This window comes from Pseudidiomarina halophila (genome assembly GCF_003987215.1).
Classification (GTDB): domain Bacteria; phylum Pseudomonadota; class Gammaproteobacteria; order Enterobacterales; family Alteromonadaceae; genus Pseudidiomarina; species Pseudidiomarina halophila.
Genome location: NZ_PIPW01000003.1, coordinates 102,303 through 128,981, shown reverse-complemented (window position 1 = coordinate 128,981; position 26,679 = coordinate 102,303). Strand labels below are relative to the sequence as shown.

25 protein-coding genes are annotated in these 26,679 nt (G+C 53.0%); 8 read left to right on the top strand and 17 right to left on the bottom strand.

The annotated features are described in order from the left end of the window. Positions 1–79: 79 nt before the first annotated feature. Together CWI69_RS09730 and typA are read left to right on the top strand one after the other, a co-directional pair. Positions 80–2,785, top strand: a complete 2,706-nt coding sequence (locus CWI69_RS09730; protein ID WP_126764020.1) for a bifunctional diguanylate cyclase/phosphodiesterase — start codon at positions 80–82, stop codon at positions 2,783–2,785. A 104-nt stretch (positions 2,786–2,889) separates the two neighbouring features. Further along, positions 2,890–4,734: a translational GTPase TypA gene (typA, locus tag CWI69_RS09725; protein ID WP_126764019.1), complete on the top strand. Its 1,845-nt coding sequence runs from the start codon at positions 2,890–2,892 to the stop codon at positions 4,732–4,734. On the opposite strand, the gene CWI69_RS09720 is transcribed toward typA, so the two are convergent. The 3 genes from CWI69_RS09720 to CWI69_RS09710 are packed head-to-tail and all read right to left on the bottom strand — an operon-like array spanning position 4,731 to position 7,263. Further along, positions 4,731–6,296, bottom strand: coding sequence for a sensor domain-containing diguanylate cyclase (locus CWI69_RS09720; protein WP_126764018.1), 1,566 nt, complete (start codon positions 6,294–6,296; stop codon positions 4,731–4,733). The two genes, typA and CWI69_RS09720, sit on opposite strands and share 4 nt — an antisense overlap. A gap of 2 nt (positions 6,297–6,298) precedes the next feature. After that, on the bottom strand, positions 6,299–6,970 hold the full coding sequence (gene trhA, locus CWI69_RS09715; RefSeq protein ID WP_126764017.1) for a PAQR family membrane homeostasis protein TrhA: 672 nt from the start codon (positions 6,968–6,970) through the stop codon (positions 6,299–6,301). After that, complete coding sequence (locus CWI69_RS09710) at positions 6,967–7,263, bottom strand: DUF3081 family protein (RefSeq protein ID WP_126764016.1); 297 nt, start codon at positions 7,261–7,263, stop codon at positions 6,967–6,969. Before CWI69_RS09710 ends, trhA begins: the two co-directional genes overlap by 4 nt. A 194-nt stretch (positions 7,264–7,457) precedes the next feature. On the opposite strand from CWI69_RS09710, the gene CWI69_RS09705 reads away from it, so the two are divergent. Then, positions 7,458–8,081, top strand: coding sequence for a TetR family transcriptional regulator (locus CWI69_RS09705; protein ID WP_126764015.1), 624 nt, complete (start codon positions 7,458–7,460; stop codon positions 8,079–8,081). Here CWI69_RS09705 and CWI69_RS09700 read toward each other — a convergent pair. Genes CWI69_RS09700 through CWI69_RS09685 form a run of 4 tightly spaced genes read right to left on the bottom strand, consistent with a single transcriptional unit; the run spans position 8,078 to position 10,465 of the window. Next, a complete protein-coding gene (locus CWI69_RS09700; protein WP_126764246.1) occupies positions 8,078–8,575 on the bottom strand; it encodes an MgtC/SapB family protein in 498 nt (165 codons plus the stop codon). The two genes, CWI69_RS09705 and CWI69_RS09700, sit on opposite strands and share 4 nt — an antisense overlap. An 8-nt stretch (positions 8,576–8,583) precedes the next feature. After that, positions 8,584–9,096: an NADPH-dependent FMN reductase gene (locus tag CWI69_RS09695; RefSeq protein WP_126764014.1), complete on the bottom strand. Its 513-nt coding sequence runs from the start codon at positions 9,094–9,096 to the stop codon at positions 8,584–8,586. After that, positions 9,093–9,737: a DUF2959 domain-containing protein gene (locus tag CWI69_RS09690; protein ID WP_126764013.1), complete on the bottom strand. Its 645-nt coding sequence runs from the start codon at positions 9,735–9,737 to the stop codon at positions 9,093–9,095. The genes CWI69_RS09695 and CWI69_RS09690 overlap by 4 nt, the downstream gene beginning before the upstream one ends. Before the next feature lie 11 nt (positions 9,738–9,748). After that, a complete protein-coding gene (locus CWI69_RS09685) occupies positions 9,749–10,465 on the bottom strand; it encodes an SDR family NAD(P)-dependent oxidoreductase (protein WP_126764012.1) in 717 nt (238 codons plus the stop codon). 121 nt (positions 10,466–10,586) lie between these two features. On the opposite strand from CWI69_RS09685, the gene CWI69_RS09680 reads away from it, so the two are divergent. The 4 genes from CWI69_RS09680 to CWI69_RS09665 are packed head-to-tail and all read left to right on the top strand — an operon-like array spanning position 10,587 to position 13,056. Beyond that, positions 10,587–11,480, top strand: coding sequence for a virulence factor BrkB family protein (locus CWI69_RS09680; RefSeq protein ID WP_126764011.1), 894 nt, complete (start codon positions 10,587–10,589; stop codon positions 11,478–11,480). Then, entirely contained in the window at positions 11,440–11,886 is a 447-nt protein-coding gene (gene dtd, locus CWI69_RS09675) for a D-aminoacyl-tRNA deacylase (RefSeq protein ID WP_126764010.1), read from the top strand. The genes CWI69_RS09680 and dtd overlap by 41 nt, the downstream gene beginning before the upstream one ends. A gap of 3 nt (positions 11,887–11,889) precedes the next feature. Then, entirely contained in the window at positions 11,890–12,792 is a 903-nt protein-coding gene (locus tag CWI69_RS09670; RefSeq protein WP_126764009.1) for a bifunctional GNAT family N-acetyltransferase/hotdog fold thioesterase, read from the top strand. A 12-nt stretch (positions 12,793–12,804) separates the two neighbouring features. Beyond that, positions 12,805–13,056, top strand: a complete 252-nt coding sequence (locus CWI69_RS09665; protein WP_126764008.1) for a TraR/DksA family transcriptional regulator — start codon at positions 12,805–12,807, stop codon at positions 13,054–13,056. Here the strand turns inward: CWI69_RS09665 and hutH are convergent. The 3 genes from hutH to hutC are packed head-to-tail and all read right to left on the bottom strand — an operon-like array spanning position 13,053 to position 17,010. Next, complete coding sequence (gene hutH / locus CWI69_RS09660) at positions 13,053–14,588, bottom strand: histidine ammonia-lyase (RefSeq protein WP_126764007.1); 1,536 nt, start codon at positions 14,586–14,588, stop codon at positions 13,053–13,055. The two genes, CWI69_RS09665 and hutH, sit on opposite strands and share 4 nt — an antisense overlap. Next, positions 14,588–16,264, bottom strand: a complete 1,677-nt coding sequence (gene hutU, locus CWI69_RS09655; RefSeq protein WP_126764006.1) for a urocanate hydratase — start codon at positions 16,262–16,264, stop codon at positions 14,588–14,590. The genes hutH and hutU overlap by 1 nt, the downstream gene beginning before the upstream one ends. A gap of 14 nt (positions 16,265–16,278) precedes the next feature. Next, complete coding sequence (gene hutC, locus CWI69_RS09650; protein ID WP_126764005.1) at positions 16,279–17,010, bottom strand: histidine utilization repressor; 732 nt, start codon at positions 17,008–17,010, stop codon at positions 16,279–16,281. 93 nt (positions 17,011–17,103) lie between these two features. Here hutC and hutI point away from each other — a divergent pair, with 93 nt between their 5' ends. After that, positions 17,104–18,312 (top strand): imidazolonepropionase, encoded by a 1,209-nt coding sequence (hutI, locus tag CWI69_RS09645; protein ID WP_126764004.1) that lies wholly within the window; start codon positions 17,104–17,106, stop codon positions 18,310–18,312. On the opposite strand, the gene CWI69_RS09640 is transcribed toward hutI, so the two are convergent. From CWI69_RS09640 to priA, 7 genes are all read right to left on the bottom strand, one after another. Beyond that, entirely contained in the window at positions 18,294–19,340 is a 1,047-nt protein-coding gene (locus CWI69_RS09640; RefSeq protein WP_126764003.1) for a formimidoylglutamase, read from the bottom strand. The two genes, hutI and CWI69_RS09640, sit on opposite strands and share 19 nt — an antisense overlap. A gap of 4 nt (positions 19,341–19,344) precedes the next feature. Beyond that, complete coding sequence (gene rraA / locus CWI69_RS09635) at positions 19,345–19,830, bottom strand: ribonuclease E activity regulator RraA (protein WP_126764002.1); 486 nt, start codon at positions 19,828–19,830, stop codon at positions 19,345–19,347. 112 nt (positions 19,831–19,942) lie between these two features. Continuing rightward, a complete protein-coding gene (gene hslU / locus CWI69_RS09630) occupies positions 19,943–21,274 on the bottom strand; it encodes an HslU--HslV peptidase ATPase subunit (protein ID WP_126764001.1) in 1,332 nt (443 codons plus the stop codon). Beyond that, positions 21,267–21,803, bottom strand: coding sequence for an ATP-dependent protease subunit HslV (gene hslV / locus CWI69_RS09625; RefSeq protein WP_126764000.1), 537 nt, complete (start codon positions 21,801–21,803; stop codon positions 21,267–21,269). Before hslV ends, hslU begins: the two co-directional genes overlap by 8 nt. 97 nt (positions 21,804–21,900) lie before the next feature. Next, positions 21,901–22,464 (bottom strand): SPOR domain-containing protein, encoded by a 564-nt coding sequence (locus CWI69_RS09620; RefSeq protein ID WP_126763999.1) that lies wholly within the window; start codon positions 22,462–22,464, stop codon positions 21,901–21,903. A gap of 2 nt (positions 22,465–22,466) precedes the next feature. After that, a complete protein-coding gene (gene argS / locus CWI69_RS09615) occupies positions 22,467–24,209 on the bottom strand; it encodes an arginine--tRNA ligase (protein ID WP_126763998.1) in 1,743 nt (580 codons plus the stop codon). A gap of 71 nt (positions 24,210–24,280) precedes the next feature. Next, entirely contained in the window at positions 24,281–26,488 is a 2,208-nt protein-coding gene (gene priA, locus CWI69_RS09610) for a primosomal protein N' (RefSeq protein WP_126763997.1), read from the bottom strand. Between the last annotated feature and the right edge of the window lie 191 nt (positions 26,489–26,679).

Here is a 26,679-nt window from a genome sequence, read left to right as displayed (position 1 = left end):
CCTGATTGTTGAACAATAGTCATTCCCAACTACTATTTCCTATGCTAATTTTGCTGTTCAACATCTATTTTAAAAGCTTATGTTTACTCGGTTTAGTTCGTCAGCAGCCACTAAATTCGTTATCGCCATCGCGAGCTTTTTTATCCTCACCAGCCTCGTCGGCGCTATCGAGTTCAGCTTTTATCAAGACCACCTGTTGATGGCCTTGATGCCTGCCACGTTGTTCGCCACCACCTTCCTGATTGGCTCAGGATGGCTCGCGCTATGCTGCCAAAAAGAACGGCTGGCCCGGGTTATCGGCGCTGTGTTGCTGGTCGAACTGCTGTTTATCCTTTGGTTGCACGCCTACTCCAGTATTGGCCATCTCGTTGCCTTACCACTGGAAATTGTATTTCCTATCTTAATGGGAACAGCATTGCTGTTTTTATTTCCGCCCACGACTGCAGTGGGTCACGTGCTTTGGCCGATCGGCATCGCTTGTAATCTGGTCATTTTTGTTTTCCTGCAAGTCAGTGTCTGGGGTCTGCCAATATTACCCAACTTCGATCCAACGCGGGCAAACTTCCCCGCGCTAACACTGGTTTCAATACTGCTTTTGTTTGGCACCGTCGCCTATGCAATCTTATTTAAGCTGGTAAACCAGGCACCAACATTGAAGACTATTCCCAAGCGAACTCTGGTTACCCTGATGGCCATTGCTGCCATCGGATTCGGTGTCTGGTATTCAATGACCTTAAACAACCTTACCACCGCCAGCAACGATGCCCGCACCAAAATCACCATGATTGCCAGTATGATCGATGACACTCTGGTGCAACACCGCAAGCTTGCGCAGAGTATTCAGGAGCGTTTGACCAATATCGACGATAGCCAGAATTTTCAAAGTTTACTGCAGTTCGATCTGGCAACCTACGAGCGAGATTACGATATCGTCCGCGGTTTTGTGATTTATGACGAACAGCTGAATCCGATTGCAACTACCGGTTTTGGCACGGCATTTTTAGAGCAGGGCTTTCTCTCATCACAAGGTTTATATGACTGGCTGAAAGCTTCAGATGTGGGTATTGGCATGGTTATCAGCCGCGCCTCACTCGACACTGACCATCCAACATTTATGTTCTCTATCCCCACCAGGAACCCTCAGGGCGAATTCGTCCTGTTGGTCATGTTGCTGGATATGACTAAGGTCGTTGATACTAAATATCTGATTCCGTACAACAACATTCAGGCTTATTTGCAACTGTCATCTAAGATGTTATTGCCGGTAGGAGGCGACAGCAATGAGATGCTCACTGAAAGTGAGCTGAAAAATCGCCACCCACACTACGTCTCGGCGCAGGCGACTCTGAATGGGCCGGGAGAGGCCACGTTTTTCAGTGTTCTGCGCGACTATTCAGAGTTGCGCGTTGATGCTGTGGTCAACCAACTTATATTATGGCTGACGTTTGCCTTCATTTTTATTTACGTCCTGGCTGAAGATAACGCGCAGAAACTGAGTGAGAAACAGGATGAACTGCGTTTTCTGGCGCGGCATGATGACATTACCGGTCTGTTGCGTCGCGATGTGTTCAACAGCTTTCTGCAAGCTTGTGACCGACGCGCGGATGACCGTTTCCGCGCGATTTTATTTCTCAACCTCGATGGCTTTAAGCCTATCAACGACAGTCTCGGTCAGCGCCTGGGCGACGACGTATTGGCTGAAACTGCGGCGCGCATTCGCGCAATAGCACCGAACAACGCACAACTGGCACGCTTCAGCGGCGATGAATTTGTCATCTATTTTGAAAGCTCCAAAGCAATTGAATTAGCGCCACTAGCTGAGGAACTGTTGCAGGTCATTCGCAAGCCCTTCCTTATCAATAATCTGGAAGTACACCTGACCGCAAGTGTCGGCTCAGTCAGCAGTAATGGCAGCGACCGCTTTGCCACCGATATGCTACAGCACGCCGAAATTGCTATGAATCAGGCCAAGCAATTGGGCGGCAACTTAGTGCGTCATTTCGTTGAGCAAATGGCGCTCGATTACCAGCGTCAGGTACAGCTGCGAAATGCGCTACAACTTGCCCTCGACAAAGGGGAGCTGGAGGTTTTTTACCAACCTATTTATGACACCAAAACACGCGAGATCGTGGCATTGGAAAGTCTGGTCAGATGGCGTGAGGATGGTGAGTTCATCTCACCAGCAGAGTTTATTCCAATTGCTGAGAACACCGGACAAATTATTCCGCTGGGTGAGCAGGTATTGGAGCTGGTCTTACGCGATATTTACCAACACCCAGTGCTGCAACAACTGCAAATTGGCGTAAACGTGTCAGCACAGCAGCTCCAGCGGTATGACTTTGCCTCGCTCATTCAGGCACGTTTAGCACACCATCAAATCAATGCCAGCAACCTGACTCTGGAACTCACCGAGGGCGTTTTCGTCGGTGAGGGCAAAGCCACCGTCGCCTCATTACAAGCATTGCAGGATTTAGGGTGTAGCGTGGCGATAGATGATTTTGGTACCGGTTTTTCGAGTTTATCTTACCTGAATCGCTTGCCTGCCGATGTCATTAAAATTGACCGGGCATTCACTGCCGGGCTCAACGAAGACCCCGAATTACAAGCGGTAGTGCGAGGTATTATCGAACTTTGTGACTATCTAGGTAAAACAGTTGTGGTCGAAGGTGTCGAAACCGCAGAACAGTGCGAAATCTTTAGCCAGCTTGGCGTGCAGCGCTTACAAGGCTTCTATTTTGCCCGGCCGATGCCCCTCGCAGACGTACTTAAACTGCTAAATAGTTAAGCTGACCAATATTTCGCCTGCTATTTGTACAAAAAAGCTGTATAATCCACGCCATTTTTCACCCCCCAATCAACAGGCTTGGGCCTGTCATTGAGATCTACTTCATGAGTAAGTTTTTAAATAGCACAGAAATCAGTAAGTTACGCAACATCGCGATCATCGCTCACGTTGACCATGGTAAAACAACTTTGGTCGATAAATTGTTGCACCAATCCGGCACTTTCGAGAGCCGTGGCGACGTTCAAGAGCGCATCATGGATAGCAACGATCTTGAAAAAGAACGTGGCATCACCATTTTGGCGAAAAACACCGCAATCGATTACAAAGAATACCGCATCAATATTCTTGATACCCCGGGACACGCCGACTTTGGTGGTGAGGTTGAGCGTGTACTGTCGATGGCCGACTCGGTCTTATTGTTGGTCGACGCTGTCGACGGCCCGATGCCGCAAACGCGTTTTGTAACCCAGAAAGCGTTCTCACACGGCCTGAAGCCAATTGTTGTTATCAACAAAATCGACCGTCCTGGCGCACGCCCTGACTGGGCCGTTGATCAGGTTTTCGACTTGTTCGATAACCTTGGCGCGACCGACGAGCAGTTGGACTTCCCAATTGTTTACGCGTCTGCGTTGAACGGTTTTGCCACGCTGGATCCAGCTGATCCAAGCGAAGACATGACGCCATTGTTTCAAACCATTATCGACCGCGTTGCCGCGCCTGACGCTGACCGTGACGGTCCGTTGCAGATGCAGGTTTCGCAGCTCGACTATTCCAGCTACCTGGGCATTATCGGTATCGGCCGGATTAAACGCGGCACCCTGAAGGTGAACCAGCAAGTCACCATCGTTGGCGCCGACGGCTCAAAGCGTAACGGTAAAGTAGGTAAAGTGTTCGGCTACCTTGGTTTGGATCGTATCGAAACTGAAGGCGCCAGCGCCGGTGACATCGTTGCCTTTACTGGTCTGGGCGAGTTGAAAATCTCTGACACTATCTGTGCAGCTGGCCACGCCGAGGCACTGCCTCCGCTGACCGTTGACGAGCCTACGGTCACCATGACCTTCCAGGTCAACACTTCACCTTTTGCTGGTAAAGAAGGTAAATTCGTAACCTCACGTCAGATTCTTGAGCGCTTGCAACAAGAGTTGATGCATAACGTTGCCTTACGTGTCGAAGAAACCGATAACCCGGACCGTTTCCGCGTCTCGGGCCGGGGCGAATTGCACTTAGGTATTTTGATCGAAAACATGCGTCGTGAAGGCTTCGAGCTGGCGGTATCACGTCCGGAAGTTATCATCAAAGTTGAAGACGGTGTCACCCTTGAACCGTTCGAAAACCTGACCGTTGATATTGAAGAAATTCATCAGGGTTCAGTGATGGAGAAACTTGGCATCCGTAAAGCTGAGATGTCCAACATGACTCCAGACGGCAAGGGCCGCGTGCGCATCGACTTTATGGTGCCAAGCCGTGGTTTGATTGGCTTCCAGACTGAGTTTATGACGCTGACTTCAGGCTCAGGCCTGATGTACAAAACCTTTGACCACTATGGTCCGCACAAAGGTGGCAAGATTGGCCAGCGCATGAACGGTGTGTTGATTTCTAATGCGACCGGTAAAGCATTGACCTACGCCTTGTTTAACTTACAAGAGCGCGGCAAGTTGATGGCATCACACGGTGATGAAGTGTACGAAGGTCAAATTATCGGTGTTCACAACCGTGGCAACGATCTGACGGTTAACTGTCTGAAAGGTAAGCAATTGACCAACGTCCGTGCCTCAGGTACTGATGATGCGTTAACCTTGTCACCACCGATTCGTCTGACCCTTGAGCAAGCGCTTGAGTTTATCGATGACGATGAGTTGGTCGAGATCACGCCAAAATCGATTCGTATCCGTAAGCGTTTGCTGACTGAAAACGACCGTAAGCGTGCCGGACGTAGCAAAGAAGCTTAATCTTCTTTGTTGCTCGATGGAGTTTCAAAGGCCGCGACCACACAGTCGCGGCCTTTTTCTTTCGCCCGATAGAGTAACTCGTCCGCCTGATCCATTACCTTTTCAAATTCCTCGTTGGCCGGCCAACTTGCTACACCCGCACTGAGGGTGACATTGAAGTTCTCATCATCAGCACTGAAAGTGGTCTCGCGTAACTGTTCAGCTAAACGCTCGGTCACTGCCTTAGCATTTTTCTCATTACTGCCATCTAACACCAGAGTGAACTCTTCACCACCAGTTCGGGCGGCAATATCGACATCACGAACCAGCCGTTTCGCAAGAGCACCCAGTTTCTTCAGAACCTTATCACCGACGCCGTGCCCGTAACTATCGTTGACCTTTTTGAAGTTATCGAGATCGATCATCACCACAGTAATGTCCTGTCCGTGACGATCTGCTCGTTTGCGCAGTTGTCTGGCCTGTTTGATTAACGCCCTGCGGTTTAGCAGCCCGGTCAGTGGATCCGTGGTTGCCAGACGCTGCAGCTTCTCGTTGGTCTGGCGCAACTCTTCGGTACGTTCAGCGACTTCCTCTTCCAGTTGCGCGCTTAAGTCGGCAAATGGTCGGGCAATACGTCCTGCGCTCACCCAGCCAATGCCAGCAAAGCACAGCGCGACGAGCAGACCAATCCACGCCGCTTGCCAGCGCAGCTCACGAACCGGCCGAAAGGCCTCGGCAACCGGCTCGCGCACCCACACCTGCCACTCCGGGCCATGGTAGTTTTGTCGCTCGCGGGTGCGGGAAAAACCCACCATGTAATCGTCACCGTCAGGCCAGGGCTGTACGCCGTAACCGCGTTCTATTACCTGGTCGCTGAGTTGCAACTGTAACTGGCCGTTATTGGGCGGGGTTGGGCCAAGCAAAACTTGCTTCTCGGAATTGACGATGATGATTTCAGCGTTTGGCAGGTCCAGCAGCCCCCGCCTTGCCACCCGCTCAAGCTCGCGCACCCATTCCCAGTCCAGATGGCTGCCAAACACGCCCCAAATGCTGCCGTCGGGTCGCTTAAGCGGCACCGCAACGTCGACAAAGCGCAACGGCTCATCACCGTCCGGGTTGAGAATACTTTCCAGCAGCAATGCGCCATGCACATCACCGATATAATAAGGCTGTTGCATGGCACCTTGGAACCATGGGCGGGCGCTGACGTCAGCGCCTTCGAGGACGTTGTTCGAACTCATCAGAACTTCACCCTCGGCTGAGGTGATCCCCAGCCAGGCGTAATTCTCGTAGCTCGAATAAAGTGCTTGAATCAGACGCTCCAGACGTTGTTCCTGGCGCGCATTTTCCGGTACTTCGATCAGTTCTGCGGCAGTCTGCATGTCGCGCAAACGCTCGAACATGCCTTGCTCAAGTTGATGGGTCATTTGCTCGGCGACGTGAGCGAGGCTGCTGCCAACTTGTTGCTCAATTTGCCGGGTGGCTGCCTGCGTTAATATGGTAGTGATGATGACGGAAAGCAGCAGGCCAAAACCTGCATAAATTCCAAACCAGCGTAGCTTAAGGTTTACTGGCACCAGCATAATTAGAAGATGTCCGGCTGCGGCAACACGTAATAGAAGATCGAGAAGAAATGTAAAACACTGCCGGCAAGTACGAATAAATGCCAGATGGCGTGGTGGTATTTTAACGATTTCCAGACGTAGAAGATGACTCCGAAACTGTAGGCCAGGCCTCCACCAACAAGGAGCATTAGTCCGCCCACATCGACATTATCTATCATGGGTTTTATAGCCAAAACCGCCATCCAGCCTAAACCTAAATAAAGACTTAACGACAGCCATTTGCGGCGTTTTTTCTGGGTAAGTTCGAGTACCACACCTATCAAAGCAATACCCCATGCGACACCCAGCAGGGTCCAACCCCAGGGTCCGCGCAGATTCACCAACGCAAAAGGTGTGTAGGTTCCGGCGATAAGGAAATAGATGGCCGCGTGGTCCATATGCTGGAAAAACGACTTTACCCGCGGCCATGGGAAGGCGTGATAGAGCGTTGATGCCGTATACAGTATGATCAGGCTGGCGCCATAAATACTGGCACTGACTACATGCCAGGTGTCACCGTAACTCGCAGACCAGAGCACCATAACCACTAAGCCAATGATGCTCGCTACTGCGCCTATACCATGAGTAATCGCATGAGCGACTTCTTCGGCAATACTGTAAGCTTTTTCTTTACTTAACGGCTTACTGCTCAATGGTGATCTTCCTCTGGATCCTCGCGACCCGGCTTATGATAATCGCGACTGATTTGTTCCAGCTTGCGCATGAACATATCGAAGTCCCGGCTGTTGTTATAGTCAAAGTGATATTTGTTATGGAACTCTAACCGCATTTGTACGTTATGTCCCTCAAGAAACACCGTATAACCGTCATGATCTGTATAGGCCGTAATACCTTCGAGAGTATGTTTGCCCTGCTCGGCTTTTCCGTGCTCGTGAATTTTCTCATAAGCATCAAGTACGAGTCTTTGATCTACCTCGTTTTTCATAAGCGTACTCCTAGTGTTTTTTAACAGTATAACCATAATGTGCGTCCTTTGCCCCCGAATTACAACCGCCAATCCCAAACAACAGCAGGGGCTGCCCTTACATTGTAAGGGCAGCCCCTTCTTTTACATACATACATGAATGTTTGATTAAGTTCGGGTATAATGTCGGCAAGTTGTCTAGGTTGAGGTGGATTGTGGTTCGACGTACAAAAGCGGATGCGTTAACGACTCGGAATGAGTTGCTTGATGCGGCGGAGCGTTTGTTCAGCATACGCGGAGTATCTAATACTTCGATGATGCAGGTCGCGGAGGCGGCCGGCGTAACGCGTGGCGCTATCTATCATCATTTTGAGAACAAACTGGATCTCATTTATGCGCTGATGGAGCGGGTGAGTTTGCCGGTCGACGAGATGCGTGACGAGCTACGCAAAGCCCATGAAAATGAACCTTTGCATCAATTGCGGGAACGTTGTCTACATATCGTGTACCAGGTGCAGAACGATCCGCACATGCAGGCTTTGGTGAATATTCTCTGTCATAAATGCGAATACATTGAAGATACGCTACCTATTCATATGCGCCATCTGAGTGGTCGCAATGAGTGTATCGACGAGTGCGTGAAGTTGATCGAACTGGCGCAAGAGCAAGGGTCGGTGGCGAAAGATGTCGATCCGCGGCTCACCATCATCAGTATGTTTGGTTTGATTGACGGGTTGTTTTACAACTGGTTACTGGATACCGACTACTTCGACCTGATGACAGCGGCCCGCAGTGGCCTGGACAATTACTTGCGTGGCATTACTAAGCAGGGTGCTTAACCCTGCTTCTCGTTGCGCATGCTTCGCTTCCAGCCTTTGTATTTGCGATGCACGCCGCGGGTCAGTGATTGAAAATAGTCTTCCACTATATCGACGCCAAAGAGTACGCCCACCACAACCACCGATAACTTCATCGCCACGTCCAGATGACCCAAACCTATGGCGACTCCGACCGAGGCCAATACCCAAATGGTCGCCGCCGAAGTGACGCCTACCACAATGCCATCGCGCGCCAACATGACCCCAGCACCTAAAAAGCCGATGCCGGTAATGACTTGTCCGATAATACGCGACGGATCCGTTGCTTCAGTAGTGATAGAGCTCGCCCCGACCAGAAATAAATAGGTGCCCAGCGTGATCAGCGATGAGGTGCGAATGCCGACCGGCTTGCCGCGCATTTGCCGCTCAAGCCCGACCAGAGTTCCGCAGAAAAGCGCCGTACCTATGGCTTCCCAATCGTATGGCGCAATGTCTAATAACGCTGTCCAGTCCAGTTGCAAGGTTAGTCTCCCTGACTCATAAAGGTACTGAGGAAATCGGCATCAAGTTCCGCGATTTTATCCGCGTCGGTTTTCGCGATACTGGCAATTGCCGGTGCGACCCAGGCATCCAGGTTACAGAACACCCCACGTAAATCAGTCATTGAGCGAACCGCACCAAATTGGCCTGGTGAGGCGCCGGCAAGCAACACGGTCTTACCCGCCCATGGATTTGTCTCGAGACGCGAGCTCCAATCGATGGCGTTTTTCAGCAATGGCGGAATCGACGAATTGTACTCGGGTGTCACCACGATTATTTTAGTGGCTTCTTTGACTGCCGTCGCCAGTTTTTGAATATTGCTGGGCACACCGTTTTCTTCCTCGTAATCACCGTTATAAATTGGTGCATCGAGTTCCTCTGGTGGGTAGCAATAATATTGCTCGCCATTGGCTTCAGCAACTTCTGCTAAACGTTGTTGCAAGGCTCGGTTAATCGAGGCCTTGCGGCTACTTCCAGCAATAATCAATAAACTCATTCTCGTCCCTCCTGCATAGCTTCAATAAAGGCATCGGATTCTGCGATAGCGGTTTCCATTTCGGCCACTAACTCAGCGACATCAGCTTGTAAGCTGCGGTACTCGCCACGAATCGCATCGACCGCTGCGGCATTTAAATTGTGTTTTAAATACAACACATTATCCTGCAGCTTGTCCAATACCGGATCCATGGTTGCAGCTGCGCGTTGCATACTCTGCAATAAATTTGCATAACGTCGCTCGGTGTCGCGTAGTGAGCGTTCACTTTGCCGGCGCAAGCTGTCGTTGCTGTATTCGTCTAGCTCATCTTCCCATTCATCAAAGAGGTCCTGAGCAACAGAATCGATGGCATCAATGCGATCATAAACCCGTTCAGCAGCTTCTTTGCTGGCCTGGTAATCGTCATTGAGTTTGTTGTATTGGGCTTCAAGCTCACCGCCGTCGAGCTGTAACATTTCGTCGAGGCGCTGCAGTGCAGATTTGAATTCTTGCTGAGCGTCGGCCTGCGCATCGCGGGCATCATCCACCCGGTCAACCAGAATATCGCGTTTATGTACGCCGACCTTTTCCATCGCACCGTAATAGGCGCTCTGACATCCAGCCACAGCTAACACCATAGCCGCCGTTGCTAACCATCGCATCGCGGATCCTCCTAATAGGGTAGTTCGGTTCCATCCCAGTGTAGCAGCTTGCCGCTATCCTCCGTAGCTAATTCTTCAATCACCGCAGCGATGCGCGAAGCCGACTGGCCCGGGCTGTAAAGCTTATCCGCTGGCAAGCGCTCCTGGAATGGCCTGGATAATTCAGTATCGGTTGTCCCCGGATGAATCGCCGCAATCACCAACTGTTTATGGCTGCGGCGAAGTTCAATTGCCGCCGTCTTCAGCAACATATTAAGTGCCGCTTTGCTGGCCCGGTAGCTGTACCATCCGCCCAGATAATTATCTGTGATACTGCCCACTTTGGCACTCAGTTGTACAAAGAATGCGGATTCTTTGCGGGGTAAACGCGGTAACAGCTGCTGCAACAACAGTATTGGCAAAATGGCATTGACCTGAAACGAAGCTTCCAGCTGCGCCGCATTTACCGCGTCCAGCTGTTTTTCCGGCATAAAGCTATCGTTGTGCAGCATTCCCAGAGTGCTCACTACGCCGCTTAGTTGGTCCAGTTGTTTCACTGCGTCCGCCACCTGCTCCGGAGCATAACCTTGCACTTGCAGGCAACTAAGCGCATCGTGCTTCAGTGACAGCTGGTTACGGCTCCAGGCGGTCACCTGCCACCCGGCGCTTAGATAATGCTCGACTAACGCTTTACCCAGACCACCTGAAGCACCGATGATCAGTATATGTGGCTGTTTTTCACTGCTCATTTTCACCCCTTACACCGTCGTTCTGAATGAACGCAAAAACATAAATAGCTTGCCTAACTTTACGCAAGACACGCGGTTTGGGATTATAGTAGTAGCAACTTAAAGCAAATTGAGGACTTTGATGAGTCAGGAATCAGATTCAACACCTTCGGTCTGGCGCGTTCGCGCGGGCTGCGCGGTGGCGTTCGTAAAATACTTCGTTAAACGTTGCATCGATGACAAAGTCACCATCATCGCCGGGCACCTGACCTTTGTCAGCATGCTGGCATTGGTGCCTTTGTTAGTGGTGATGTTCTCTATCTTCTCCGCGTTTCCCATGTTTCAGACCATGCGTGGCGAACTGGAAGACGTACTCTTTGCTAATTTACTGCCAACCTCCGGCGAGGAGATCACCCGTTATTTGAACGATTTTGTGGGTAACGTCTCCGAAATGACCGCGATCGGTGTGGTTTTTGTGATTGTGGTCGCGATCAATCTTATCTCTACGATTGATGCCACCATGAACCGGATTTGGCGCAATACCCGACGGCGCCGCTGGGCAGTGGCTTTAGCTGTGTACTGGATGATTCTGACCTTAGGTCCACTGCTAATGGGTTCGGGTATCGCAGTGAGCTCTTATGTGGTGTCCTTAGCTACTTTTGCTGAAGGCTATATCTCCGGTTTTCGCACGATACTGCTGAGTCTGGTGCCGGTTGTTACCTCAACCATCGCCTTTATGTTGATGTATGTAATGCTGCCGAACCGGGTTGTAAAAGTGCGCCATGCCTTTTGGGGAGCTTTGCTGGCCGCAGTATTGTTCGAAATAAGCAAAGCCGGATTTGCCGCCTATATCGCAGCTTTCCCTTCTTACCAGGCCATCTACGGCGCTTTGGCTGCCATCCCAATTCTGTTACTGTGGATTTTCCTGTCCTGGACCATTGTTTTGATTGGCGCCGAATTAACCGCCAGCATTGAAGAATTTTTTGAGGATACCGATGAAAGCGCTACTACAACGGGTGACGAAAGCACAAGTTGATATTGAAGGTAAAACCGTCGGCAGCATTGATCAGGGCTTACTGATTTTGCTTGGCATCACCCCCACCGATACTGCCGCAGACGCCGAAAAGCTCGCGGCGCGGGTCGCCGGCTACCGGATTTTCAGCGATGCTGACGATAAAATGAATCTGAGTCTCAGCGACATCAACGGCGCGGCCTTAATCGTCTCGCAGTTTACCTTAGCTGCGGACACTAACAGTGGCCGGCGGCCAAGCTTTTCCACCGCCGCTCAGCCGGCCCACGCGGAGCCCCTTTACCGGGTGTTTGTCGAACATCTTAATTATTTAGGTATTTCGGTCGCGACCGGTGAATTTGGCGCGGACATGCAGGTTTCCTTAACCAATGATGGTCCGGTCACCTTGTTACTGGATACGGAGAAGAACTAGCCTATGTATCAGGTGATCACGCCCACCAGCGAGCGCGACTGGCAAACTTACTTTGACTTGCGCTACCGGGTGTTGCGCGAGCCGTTCCAGCGTCCGCGTGGCTCTGAACAGGATGAATACGATCAGGTGGGTTTGCACCGCATGGTGGTGAACGACGCCGGTACCGCGGTAGCCATCGGCCGCTTGCATTTTAACAGCCCTGACGAAGGCCAGATCCGTTTTATGGCGTCAGCGCCAGAGCATCGCGGTGAAGGTCATGGTGTCGCTATCGTCCACGCGCTGGAGCAACTGGCCCGCCATGAAGGTGCCAAGCATATTGTGATTAATTCGCGCGACAACACCCTGGGCTTTTACCAAAAGTGTGGTTACCAACTGGTGGAAGAAGCCGATACAGTGGCAAATCCAACCGCCGAACATCAGTTGCGCAAGCTACTGACCGAGCACAACCGGATTATCTACCGCCCCGACTGGTGTCAGGAATTACAGGCCACTTGGCATGAAGATATTCCGATCTCTGAAACCATGGGGATCCGTATCAGCCAGTACACCGGTCGCGAATTTGAAACGCACGCGCTGCTATCGCGCAACATCAACGTTCACGGGACCATGTTCGCCGGCAGTATTTATTCGCTTGCCACCTTGACGTGCTGGGGGTTGCTGCATTTACAATTGCGCGAACGCAAGCTGGAAGGTGCTGTGGTTCTCGCTGACGGCAATATTCATTACCACAAACCGATCACGCGCGAACCGCGGGCTATTGCAAAGGTGCTGGATATGAACGGCGATCTTTCGAGTTTGCAACGTGGTGTGAACGCGCGGGTGAACCTGAAATCCCAGGTGTTTGACGGCAATAAACCAGTAGCGGAATTTATCGGGCAGTTTGTGGTATTGGCAAAAAAAGATTAGAAGGACGTAAACATGAGTGAATCATTATCCGCCCAGCAGTTGTTACGCATCCGCAGTAAGCTTGAGACTATTGCAGCTGAGCAGCCGGATACTCGCGCTGCCGATGCCGCTAACGCCGCTTTGCAACGCATGCGCAGTGGTGAATATGGCTATTGCATTGAGTGCGGCGACGAAATCTCCGCCGCCCGCCTTGCGGCAAAACCTGACGTCGCGCTATGTGTCGATTGTCAGGCCTTGCAAGATGAAGACGACGAGGACGCTTAAACGTCCTCGAGCACTGCGCCCGCAGTAATCAACTCACCTAGCTTACCGCTGTAAACCAATCGCGCCGCAGCTTCGATGTCCGGAGCAAAAAACCGGTCCTGATCGTAATAAGCGACTTTTTCACGTACCAGTCCATGGGCTTGCTCAATCGCCGCAGAGCCGTGCAAGGGGCGACGGAAGTCGATGCCCTGCGCCGCTTCGAGTAACTCAATGGCGACGATGTCACGCACGTTCTGCGCGATATCTGTTAAGCGGCGAGCCGCAAAAGTTGCCATGGACACATGATCTTCCTGGTTGGCTGAGGTTGGCAAACTATCGACTGAAGCCGGATGCGCCAGGGTTTTGTTCTCTGATGCTAAGGCTGCAGCGGTGACCTGCGCCAGCATAAAGCCTGAATTGACGCCGCCGTCGTTGACCAGGAACGGTGGTAAATTACTCAAATGGTGATCAATCAGCAACGCACTGCGACGTTCCGACAGCGCACCGATTTCACTTGCCGCGATGGCCAGGATATCTGCTGCAATCGCCACCGGTTCAGCATGGAAGTTACCGCCCGAAATGATGTCTCCATTGTCAGGGAACACCAGTGGATTATCGGTCACTCCATTCGCCTCGCGGGTTAGAATGCTGCCGACGTGCTGCAGCTGGTCGTAGATAGCACCCATCACCTGAGGTTGGCAACGCAATGAATAGGGGTCTTGCACCTTTTCGCAATTCTCGTGGTGTTCGCCAATTTCCGAGCTGTCCGTCAGCAACTGCCGGAAGCTTGCTGCTACCGCGATTTGGCCCGGCTGACCACGGGCTTCATGAATACGCGCATCAAACGGAGCGCGCGAGCCCATGGCCGCTTCAACCGCCATGGCCCCTGCAACGATAGCGCTGTGGAACACCCGCTCGACCTGGAACAAGCCATGTAAGGCCAGCGCAGTCGAGGCTTGCGTTCCGTTCAGCAGTGCCAGACCTTCTTTAGGCGCCAGCGCCAATGGCTGCATGCCAATTTTCGCCAAACCTTCAGCGGCTGGATAGATCTCGCCCTTATAACGCACGTGTCCTTCACCGATCAGCGGCAGTACCATGTGTGCCAACGGTGCCAGGTCACCGGAGGCACCCACGGAACCTTTGCTCGGTACGCAAGGGTACATTTGCTCGTTTAACAAGGTAGTTAAGGCGTCGATCACCACCTGACGAATACCCGAATAGCCGCGACTCAATGAGTTGATTTTCAATAACAGCATCAGCCGCACAACGGTATCGTCCATCAGTTCGCCGGTACCGGCAGCATGCGAGAGCACGATGCGACGTTGCAGGTCTTCCAGTTTTTCCGGCGGGATACGGGTGTTGGCCAACAAGCCAAAACCGGTGTTGATACCGTACACCACCTTACCTTTGGCCAGCACTTCTGACACCGTGTCTGAGGAACGTTCGATGGCAACTTTGGCGTCATCATGCAGCGCCAGCTGCTGTGGTGACTGCCACCATTGCCGTAACTGACTGCGCGTAAGCGTGCCAGGTTGTAGGGTAAATACTGCCATTACTTGTCCTCCACCATCGGTAAATCAAGACCTTGCTCTTTTGCACACTGAATTGCGATGTCGTAACCGGCATCGGCATGACGCATCACGCCGGTACCCGGATCATTCCAAAGTACGCGGCCAATGCGCGCAGCTGCTGCATCGGTGCCATCAGCCACAATGACTACCCCAGCGTGCTGGGAATAGCCCATGCCGACTCCGCCACCGTGGTGTAAACTGACCCAGGTCGCGCCGCCCGCTGTGTTTAACAAAGCGTTAAGCAAAGGCCAGTCAGACACTGCATCGGAACCGTCCAGCATGCTTTCTGTTTCGCGGTTAGGGCTGGCTACTGAGCCTGAATCCAGGTGATCCCGACCAATAACTACGGGTGCTTTTAACTCGCCGGTTTTCACCATTTCGTTAAACGCTTTAGCGATACGCGCGCGATCTTTCAGGCCGATCCAGCAAATACGTGCGGGTAAGCCCTGGAAGCTGATGCGCTCGCGCGCCATATCCAGCCAGTTGTGCAAATGCGGGTCGTCCGGAATAAGCTCTTTGACTTTAGCATCGGTTTTATAAATATCTTCCGGATCGCCAGAAAGTGCGACCCAACGGAACGGCCCGATGCCTTCACAGAATAATGGGCGGATGTACGCCGGCACAAAGCCCGGGAAATCAAACGCATTGTCGACACCAACGTCTTTGGCCATTTGGCGGATGTTATTACCATAGTCCAGGGTCGCCGCGCCGCGCTCCTGCAATGTCAGCATGGCGCGTACTTGCACGGCCATCGACTGCTTTGCAGCTTGTACGGTGGCTTCGGCTGCGCTTTCCTGTTTCGCCAGATACTCTTCAAGAGTCCAGCCCTGGGGTAAATAACCGTGCAGCGGATCATGTGCAGAGGTCTGGTCTGTCACCACATCCGGGGTAATATTGCGCTCAACCAGCTCAGCATAAACATCAGCGGCATTGGCGAGCAGCCCGACGGATATCGCTTTGCCTTCCTGCTTCGCCTGCTCGAGTAATTCTAAAGCATCGTCCAGCGAGGTGGCCTTATGGTCAAGGTAGCGGGTGCGCAAGCGGAAATCGATGCGTGACTCGTCAACTTCAACCGCCAGCATACTGTAGCCCGCCATGGTTGCAGCCAGTGGCTGCGCGCCACCCATACCGCCGAGTCCGCCGGTGATAATCCAGCGGCCGCTGGTGTCACCGTTGAAATGTTGTTTTGCCACCGACACAAAGGTCTCATAGGTGCCTTGTACGATGCCCTGCGAACCAATGTAGATCCACGAGCCGGCTGTCATTTGGCCGTACATCATCAGGCCTTGCTTATCGAGTTCGTTGAAGTGCTCCCAGGTTGCCCATTCAGGCACCAGATTTGAATTCGCAATCAACACCCGCGGTGCATCTTCATGGGTCGGAAACACACCTACTGGTTTGCCCGACTGCACCAGCAGCGTTTCGGTCGGCTTTAACCGATCTAAAACTTCAACAATCTTGTCGTAGCTTTCCCAGCTACGGGCGGCACGGCCGATACCACCGTAAACCACTAAAGCGTGCGGATGCTCAGCTACTTCAGCATCAAGATTATTCATTAACATACGTTTTGCGGCTTCGACCTGCCAGTTACAGGTCGTTAGTTCGCTGCCACGCGGAGCGCGAATCGAACGGCTTTGATCGAGTCGGGTAAAGCTCATGATAAGTTCCTTTTTTATAATTCAGATTCTTGCGGCACAGCTGGTACAGCACCAAACTGCAAATGTCCGCCCAGGCTGAAACGTGAGCCCGGGTGCGTCAAAATGGCGTAGGTCACCACACCGTCCGCACTCCAGGTGCGGCGATGAATACGTAAACAGGGTTCAGGTCGAGTCAGCTTTAACCACTGACAAATTTGCGGGCTGGGAGAGACCGCTTCGATCTCATGGCTCGCTTCCGTTAACGGTGACACTTCGCACAAGTATTCATGCGGCGTAAGTTGTTGGTAGTCTTGTTGTAAATAGGCACTGGCCATAGCAGGGTTTACGTAACGCTCTTCAACCTGCACTGGCAGTTCATTTTCATAGTGGCTGATCACCGAATGATAAACGGTAGCCCCAGGGGTGAGCTTGAGCATTTCGGCAACCAGATCTGAGGCGGCTTCTTTGCGCAGCACATGCACTTGCGAGTGGTAGTCATGTTGCCGGGCGCGGATTTCATCAGCGATATTACGAATCGCCATAAACGAGGTCTGTGATTTGATCGGTGCAACAAAAGTGCCAGAGCCTTTGGTGCGAATCACTAAACCTTCGTCAGACAATTCCTGCAGGGCACGGCGCGCGGTCATGCGACTGACTTTGAATTGCTGAGCCAGCGCATTCTCAGAGCTTACCGGATGGTGCTCAGGCCATTCGCCGGAAGCAATTTTGCTGTAAATATGCTGTTTGATTGCAGAAAATTTAGCCATCAGAATGCTCACCCTTATGTGGTTATGGCAATGATGTGCTAGAGTGTAGGCAACTGCATTTGTATATACAAGCAAATTTAGGGAGAAAGTTGTATGACTTCGTCACAAACCTGGATCAAAAATGTCACAGTCGCCACCCTGGAAGGCCCGGGCTATGGACTGTTGCATGATGCTGTGGTTGGCATCAAAGGTGATGAAATAAGCTATGTCGGCAATGCCAAAGACGCTCCGGCGCCCGCCGCAAATGACGAGGTAATTGATGGTACGGGACAGCTGTTAACCCCCGGTTTGATCGACTGTCACACACATCTGGTCTGGGCCGGTTCCCGCGCCGACGAATTTGCCCGCCGGTTGCATGGTGCAAGCTACGCTGACATCGCCGCACAGGGCGGCGGCATCGCTGCCACCGTGCGCGCAACCCGCGAGGCAAGTGAAGCGCAACTGGTGGCACTCACCGAGCCGCGTTTGCGCGCACTCATGGCCGAAGGTGTGACCACCGTGGAAATCAAATCCGGATATGGCCTGTCGCTTGAGCACGAGCGCAAGCAATTACGTGCTGCCCGCACGCTGGCTGAGACGCATCCGGTTAGTGTGCAGACCACATTATTAGCCGCGCATGCCTTACCGCCGGAGTTTAAAGACCGAGGTGATGACTATATCGACTCCGTGGTCGACGAGATCCTGCCAACCCTGGCAGCAGAAGGACTTGCCGACGCCGTTGATGCGTTCTGTGAATCCGTTGGTTTTAGCCCTGCGCAAACCGAGCGGGTGTTTGCCAAAGCACAAGAGCTTGGTTTGCCGGTTAAACTGCACGCTGAGCAGTTAAGTAACCAGCATGGCAGTGCGCTTGCGGCAAGTTATCAGGCGTTGTCATGCGATCATTTAGAGCATCTGGATGAAGCTGGGGTAAAAGCCATGGCCGCCAGTGGCACAGTGGCAGTGGTCTTGCCCGGCGCTTTCTATTTTCTGCGTGAATCTAAGCTACCCCCCATGGCAATGCTGCGCGAACACGGGGTGCCGATTGCCCTGGCTACCGATGCCAATCCCGGCACCTCACCTATTCTCAGCTTGCAGCTGATGTTACAAATGGGCGCAACTTTTTTCCGCATGACGCCGGAAGAATGTTTACGGGGTGTGACCTGCAACGCCGCAAAAGCTCTCGGCCTTAACGATCGTGGCCTGGTAAAAACCGGCTTGCGGGCAGATTTGTGTTTGTGGAAATGTAGCGACCCAGCCGAACTTACCTATCAGTTTGGCACTGAACGACTGGCCGCTTGCTGGCATCAGGGCTTACGGCGTTGATAGCCATGCAGGTAAGCAAGCACTAACTCACTTAATAGCTGGGCGATCGCCGTGTCGCCCGCTTCACGACCCGCCGGGTGCAGACTCGGCGCAGCTTCAGCCAGGTGTAAATAACGCGTTTTCGGCACCGCTGCCAGCTCGGCAACAAAAGTATATGCCTGCGCGATGTTTAAGCCGTTAAAATTGATGGCACTGGCGGGCACCCCCTGTAGCGCATCAACATCGACTTCGATTCCCAGCGGACGATTCCAGACCACCGCCTGGGCACGCAAAGCGGCCAGTTGCTCGGTCCAGTTACCCTGATAGAGTTGATGAATGCTGGTATAGGTAAAGCCAGTATCACTAAGTTGTCGCAAACTTTCGGCGTTGTTTTTACCTTCGTGCAAGCCCACCACATGATAGTTCGCTAAAAAGCCGTCGGTACAGGCATAGCTGAAGCCATTGCCGCTATGGCGGCCTTCACGTGCGCGAAAATCCGCATGGGGGTCAAGGTTCATCGCCGCCACCTGGGTGTCGGTCGCTTCGCTCAGGCTGCGTAACAAGGGGTAGGCGTTATTGTGTCCACCACCAATTAAAATGACTTCAAAGCCAGCGCTGAACAGGGGTAGCAAGGCTTGCATTACCCGCTGATCGAGTTGCCCGCAAAGATCACGTAACGCATTGAGCTGACTCGGCTCATTGGTGCGCAAAGCTGCGGCCTGTTGCTGCAGATCTTCACACTGCACCTGACCCACCAGCAGCAGCTCCTGGCTGGCAATAAATGGCGTTGCCTGCAGATTACACAAACCCTTCAATGCGGCCGGCCAGGCGGTTTCTGCACCACCGCGACCCAGATTAGCGCGCGGTCCGATACTTTCAGGAACGCCAAGGATAGCAATACGTGCGCCCTGCTGATAAGCAGTATCGAGGGCATCACGATAGGAGTTCGGGTCAGTGATTGCGGGCAACACCTGCATGGTCTGCCCGAGCCTGGATTCGCCCTGGCGTGGCGTACACCACGCGCTGGGGTCACAACTTGCTAGGTACATAAGCTTATTCGATATCGAGCGGCTCAGGTGACAAAATCACGCCGGTGTTGTCAGCGTAAATATGATCTTCCGGCAGAAAGGTAACACCACCAAAGTTCACCGGCACGTCAACATCACCAACACCATCGGCAGGTGCACCGACAGGAATCGATGCCAGCGCCATGATACCGATATCTAATTCATCAATGGCATCGACATCGCGCACCGCGCCGTAACAGATAATCCCTTCCCAATCGTTGTCTAGTGCTAACTCAGCAACGGCAACGTCAATCAAGGCACGACGGCTGGAACCGCCACCATCAATTAACAGTACTTTGCCAGCTCCTGGTTGCTGCACGACTTCTTCGATGACGCCCTTGTCTTCAAAGCACTTCACGGTCACGAGTTGACCACCAAACGACACCCGGCCGCCGTAGTGGATAAACATCGGCTCAACCACATCGACCATGTCGGGGTAAAGATCGCAAAGCTCCGAAGTATTGTATTCCATTGCTATTCCCCTGCTGAATTACGTCATTGATATGAGAAGGATTGTTTCAGCGACAGTATAGCCCCTTATTGGCCTGCGCAAAAGGAACAAAAGGAAAGACCATCATCAGCCGCTATAAAATGAAGCGGCTGAGGTCTTCGTCTTGTGCCAGCTGGCCAATATGTTCATCAACATAGCTGCCATCAATACTTATCTTCTGACCATGCAAGTCACTGGCACCAAAGGAAACTTCCTCCATCAGGCGCTCTAACACCGTATGTAAACGACGAGCACCGATGTTCTCGGTAGTTTCATTCACATGGAATGCCGTTTCGGCAATCCGCTGGATGCCATCTTTGGTAAATTCGATTTCAACACCCTCAGTGGCCATCAAAGCGATGTACTGAGTTGTCAGTGACGCATTGGGTTCAGTTAAAATGCGGACAAAATCACCGCTGGTCAGGGCATCGAGTTCGACCCGTATCGGTAAGCGACCCTGTAACTCCGGAATCAAATCCGACGGTTTGGTCATCTGGAACGCGCCTGAAGCGATAAACAGAATATGGTCGGTTTTCACCATACCGTGCTTGGTTGAAACGGTCGTACCTTCCACCAGCGGCAACAGGTCGCGTTGTACGCCTTCGCGGGAAACATCCGGGCCACCGCTGTCGGCGCGTTTGCAAATTTTGTCGACTTCGTCGAGAAACACGATGCCGTTTTGTTCAACGGAGTGCAGCGCCTGCTCTTTCACTTCTTCCGGATTAAGCATTTTCGCCGCTTCTTCTTCAACCAGTTGCTTGAAGGCATCTTTGATTTTCAGTTTGCGCGGTTTGCTCTTGTCCTTGCCGAGGCTCTGGAACATGTTCTGCAACTGCGATGTCATTTCTTCCATACCAGGAGGTGCCATGATTTCGACACCCATTTGGGGCATTGCCAGATCAATCTCTATTTCTTTGTCATCGAGCTTGCCTTCACGCAACTTTTTGCGGAATACCTGACGGGTATTGCTCTGCTCGTGCTCAGTTTTATCTTCATCGGCCCAGCCCTTGGCTGGCGGTAACAAGGCATCCAGGATCCGATCTTCTGCAGCTTCTTCGGCGCGGAAACGGACTTTTTTCATCATCTGTTCGCGGGTTTGCTTTACTGCGGTATCGGTCAGATCGCGTATGATGGACTCAATTTCCTTACCAACATAGCCAACTTCGGTGAATTTGGTCGCTTCAACCTTGATAAAAGGAGCGTTCGCAAGTTTCGCCAGACGGCGGGCAATTTCGGTTTTACCCACACCAGTAGGACCGATCATCAGAATATTTTTCGGCGTCACTTCCTGCCGCAACTCGTCTCCTAACTGCATCCGGCGCCAGCGATTACGCAGGGCAACGGCAACGGCTTTCTTGGCATTATCCTGGCCAATGATGTGACGATTCAGTTCATCGACTATTTCACGTGGGGTCATATCAGACATTGGCCACAGACTCCTGTTCTTCGATGGTGTGGAAGGTATTGGTGTAAACACAAATGTCGCCGGCGATGGTGAGCGCGCGTTCAACGATCTCGCGGGCACTTAAATCAGTGGTCTGGAGCATTGCGGTTGCTGCGGCTTGCGCGTAAGGGCCACCAGAGCCAATGGCAATCAGGTCATTCTCGGGCTGCACTACATCACCGTTGCCGGTGATAATCAGCGAGGTGTGCTTATCGGCAACAGCCAATAACGCTTCCAGCCGGCGCAGTGCACGATCCGTTCGCCAATCTTTTGCCAGCTCTACTGCGGCACGCATCAGGTTGCCCTGATGCTGCTCGAGTTTTGCTTCGAAACGTTCAAATAAGGTAAAGGCATCGGCAGTACCGCCGGCAAAACCCGCCAGTACCTGATCATTGTACAACCGGCGCACCTTGCGTGCGTTGCCTTTCATTACGGTATTACCAAGGGAAACCTGGCCATCGCCGCCGATGACAACTTTATCACCGCGGCGGACAGAAACTATTGTGGTCACAAATACGTCCTCTTTGTTGCGCTATGCATGCAGTTATGAGGGCGAATTCGCTGATTTCAATGGTGCGGCGACAATTGGTTAGTGCAGTAACTGGCAGTTAAAGGTTCCAGTTCCAGATCTGGCAACCATGGATACGCGCACGTTGTAAAATGTGTCGCTCGGCTTCGGCATCACGCTTGGTTTCGTAGGGCCCGAGCACTACCCGGAACCAGGTGTTGTTGTTAGATGGGTAGATCTGGCTTTCCAGACCTTGTAGCGCAATGGATGCACGCAGCCGTTCCGCATCAGATCGCTTACGGAAGGAACCACATTGCATCAACTTCGGTGGACCCACCTCGCGTTCGGGGACATCCACTTCCACTTCAAGATTTTCCAGTTCCTCAATGTACTGCCAGCGTTCCTCGGGCTTTTCCGGCATAGGTTCCAGCGTCGGCCCGGAGCTTATGCTGGGCGTCTCAGTTATCACCTCGTTGGGCAACTGGGTATCGGCAGCGTCTTTGCCGCCGGCAATAAAGCGCAAACCGCCGACCAGAGCGACCACCAATACCACGGCAAGGATCACTATAGCCCAGGGCACCTGCCGTTGTGGCTGTGCCTTGGCGCCGCGTTTACCTGAGGTTGGCTTGCGCTTAGGGGGACGTTTACGGTTCGCGTAATCCATGCTTACATTCTTTCCAAAGTGTCAATTCCAAGCAGGTGCAGCCCCTGCTCCAGAGTTTTTGCGGTAAGCGCGGCTAATTTTAGCCGGCTTTGTTTCATTGCTGCGTCTTCCGCCTGCAAAATCGGGCAGGCTTCGTAGAAGCTGGAAAAAGCACCCGCCAAGTCGAACAGGTAGCCACACAGGAAATGCGGCATGGCTTTGTTGGCAACCGAATGCACCACCTCGTTGAAGCGCACCAAGGTATTGGCCAACGCCTGTTCCCGCTCATCCTGCAAAATAATTTCGCCACTCAGGCTGTCCGGTGCCACACCAGCTTTGGCAAACACGCTGGTGACCCGGGTGTAGGCATACAACAGGTAAGGCGCGGTGTTGCCTTCAAAGCTCAGCATGGTGTCCCAGTCGAAAATGTAATCGCTGGTACGGTTTTTCGACAAGTCGGCATATTTCACCGAGCTGATGCCCACGACTTTAGCGACCTGCGTTTGTTCAGTAGCGCTTAACTCTGAGTTTTTCTCTTGTAACAAGGCCAGCGCCCGCGCTTCTGCCTGATCCAGCAAGTCGGCCAATTTGGTGACACCGCCATCGCGACTCTTATACGGACGGCCGTCTTTGCCCATCACGGTACCGAAGCCGTAATGGTCCATTTGCAGGTCTTCCCGTGCAAATCCGGCTTTCTTCGCTAAGGTAAAGATCTGCTGGAAATGCAGGCCCTGACGTTGATCGACGAAATACATCAGGTGATCGCCGCGCAGCACGTCCTGGCGATAGCGTACCGCCGCTAAATCCGTGGTCGCATACAAGTAGCCACCACCTGATTTCTGCACGATAACCGGTAACGGCTCACCTTCTTTATTCTTAAATTCCTCAAGGAATACGCACTGAGCGCCCTGATCCTCAACCAGCAAGCCCTGCGCCCGCAACTCTTCAACCACTTTCGGTAAGTCGTCGTTGTAGGCACTTTCAGCCATCACATCGTCACGGGTCAGTTTTACCCCTAAACGGTCGTAAACTTCCTGACAGTGACTTAAGGAAACGTCGATAAACAGCTGCCACAGCGCACGGCACTTACTATCACCTGACTGCAGTGCAACCACCAGCTCGCGCGCCCGGTCAGCAAATTCAGGGCTCTCATCAAAGCGCCGTTTGGCGGCTTTGTAGAAGGTTTCCAGATTGCTCAGCTCCATCGCCAGCTCTTCACCTTCGAGCTCTTCCATGTGCGCCAGCAGCATGCCAAATTGCGTGCCCCAGTCGCCCACATGGTTCTGCCGTATCACTGTGTGGCCTAAAAATTCTTCCACGCGAGCTACGGCATCGCCAATGATAGCTGAGCGCAGGTGGCCCACGTGCATTTCTTTCGCCAGATTAGGCGATGAGTAATCAATAACGATGCGCTTGCTTTGCTCTGCTGGCTGCACGCCCACTTTCGGGTCGTGATACGCATGTTCAAGCTGCTCGATTAACTGTTTCTGGCTCACCACAAAGTTGATAAAACCGGGACCGGCAAGGTTGGCATCAGCAATCAGATCATTTTCCGGCAGAGCTGCCAGTAGTGCTTCGGCAAGCGCCCGCGGGTTCATGCCCGCCGGTTTCGCCAGCATCAGCGCCAGGTTGGTGGCAAAGTCGCCATGGCTTTTATCACGTGGGCGGTCAAGCTGGATGCGTGGGCTAAGGTCAGCCGGTAGAGTACCTTGCTCTTTCAGGGTGGCCACCGCGGCCGCTAATAACTGCTCCAACTGCTCTTTCATTGCATCCAACCTTATGAATTTCGGGAAGCGGCATTTTACTTGCTTCGCCGCAGAAAAAAAACCTTTCCTACCTAGCTAAAATCTTGCGGATCGACATCCAGTGACCAGCGTACCCGACGCAGCTCTGGCAGCTGCTGAAGTTTCGGCAGACTATGCTGCAACAATTGCTGACGCAGGCCGCGTTGTTGGCATTGTAGCAGTAACTGGTAACGATAGCGCCCGGCACGTCGCTCCATCACCGCCGGCATGGGACCCAGCACCATAAGTTCGGGATGATGCGGCAGCTGATCCGCGATGGCTTGCAAGGCCGCCTGGGCGTGCTGCGCCTCGTGTGCTTCAGCCCGAAATAAGGCGAGCTGGCCAAACGGCGGCAGTTGCGTGAGCTGGCGCTCTTGCAGCAAAGAACGGGCAAACGCTGCGTAGCCGTTGTGAATCAGATCCTGCAGCAAATCATGTTCCGGGTGATGGGTTTGCAACACCACCGTCCCCAGCGCACTGGCGCGACCGGCCCGTCCGGCAACCTGGGTAATCAGTTGGCCGAGGCGTTCGGCGGCACGAAAATCCGAGCTGTAGAGCGCGCCATCAATATCGAGCATGGCCACCAGGGTCACATGCGGGAAATGATGGCCTTTGGCAATCATCTGGGTGCCGACCAGGATCGGGAATTTGTTCTCGGTGGCATCGGCGAGATGTTTTTGCAGACTGCCTTTGCGCCGGGTACTGTCGCGGTCGATGCGCAGCACCGGGTAGTCAGGAAATAACTCGGTCAGGGTCTGCTCCAGTTGTTCCGTACCGACCCCGCGGCCCACCAGCTGGGTTGAGCCACAATCGTGACATTGCACCGGTAACCGTTGCTGATCGCCGCAATGATGGCACTGCAACTGCTGTTGCCGTTGATGCACTGTGTAATAGGCGTCGCAGCGGCGGCACTGGGCCAGCCAGCCACATTCATGACACAACAGCGCGGGCGCAAATCCACGCCGGTTGATAAACACCAACACCTGCTGTCCGCGGGCGAGCTCCTCACGCATGCGCTCAATCAAAGGTACGGATAACCCTGCCTTAAGCGGCATCTGTTTGATGTCCACCACCATATGTCGGGTCGGTCGCGCTGCGCCGGCCCGCTGCGTTAACTGCAAGTGGGCATAACGCTTCTGCGCCACGTTATTGATGCTTTCCAGCGACGGCGTTGCCGAGCCTAAAATTACCGGTACCTGCTCTTTCTGGCCGCGGACAATGGCGAGGTCACGAGCATGGTAGCGAAAGCCCTCTTGTTGCTTGAGGGAGCTATCGTGCTCTTCATCAATGATGATCATACCCAGCTGCGAAAATGGAGTGAAAATCGCCGAACGTGTGCCGATCACTATCGCTGCTGCGCCATCTCTGGCATCCAGCCAGGCGTCCAGCCGTTCCCGATCGCTCAGCGCTGAATGCAACATCACAATAGGCACCGCAAAGCGTTTCTGGAAACGTCTGAGGGTCTGTGGCGTAAGGCCGATCTCCGGCACGATCACCAGTACCTGTTTGCCTTTACGTAACACCTCGGCCATCGCCTGCAGGTACACTTCGGTTTTGCCACTGCCGGTAACCCCTTCCAGCAGGTAGGGTTGCGGTCGCTGCGCTGCGCCGATTGCCGCCACCGCCAGTGCTTGTTCGGGATTGAGCTGCAACGGCTCACTGCCGATAGCGAAGGTCCAGTCACGCTCCGCGCTCGGTTGGTGCTGAAAGACTTCAATCAGGGCTTTGTCCTGTAACGCTTTCAACGCCGATAATGAGAATTCCTGCGCGACAATATCGCGGCGTAACAATGGTCCGGCCCGCAAAGCGGCAAGTAAGCGTTGCTGTTGCCGGGCGTTGCGTAAGTCATTCAGTTCGAGCGCCTGTCCCGCAGCGGTTGCCCGATACGCCTGGGTAGTTTGATAGCTGGCCGCTTCGCCCTGCCGCAACAGTACCGGCAGGCCATGGGCCAGTACTTCGCCAAGCGGGTGGTGATAGTACTCAGCGGCCCATTGCAGTAGTTGCCACACCGGCTCGCTCAGCACCGCCTGCTGGTCGATAATTTTGCTAACAGCTTTGCGCTTGTATTCACTAGCCTCAGGAGTAATGGACCCCATACAGAAACCCACCAGCTGCCGCGAGCCAAAAGGCACCTGCACCCGGGCACCCACGGCGGGCACCGTGCTGCAGTCGTAATCAAACAAGCGCCCAAGGGGCACGGGCACAGCCACTTGAATGACGTTGCTGGTAGCGGATTCTGGATTTGCGGATGCGGCGTTCATACCGGCTATTGTGCGGTGCTGTGAGCATTGGCGCAAGCGTGATCCTGTGCTTGATCATTGTTTGACCTTCAGGTAGAATTCGCGCCCTAATATCGTTGGTACAAGTATCCTTGGTATAAACCATAACATTAACCACGTATGGTGTCCGGCAACAGATCGGATGGCGATGCGGCCCAATTGAGGTAACCCCT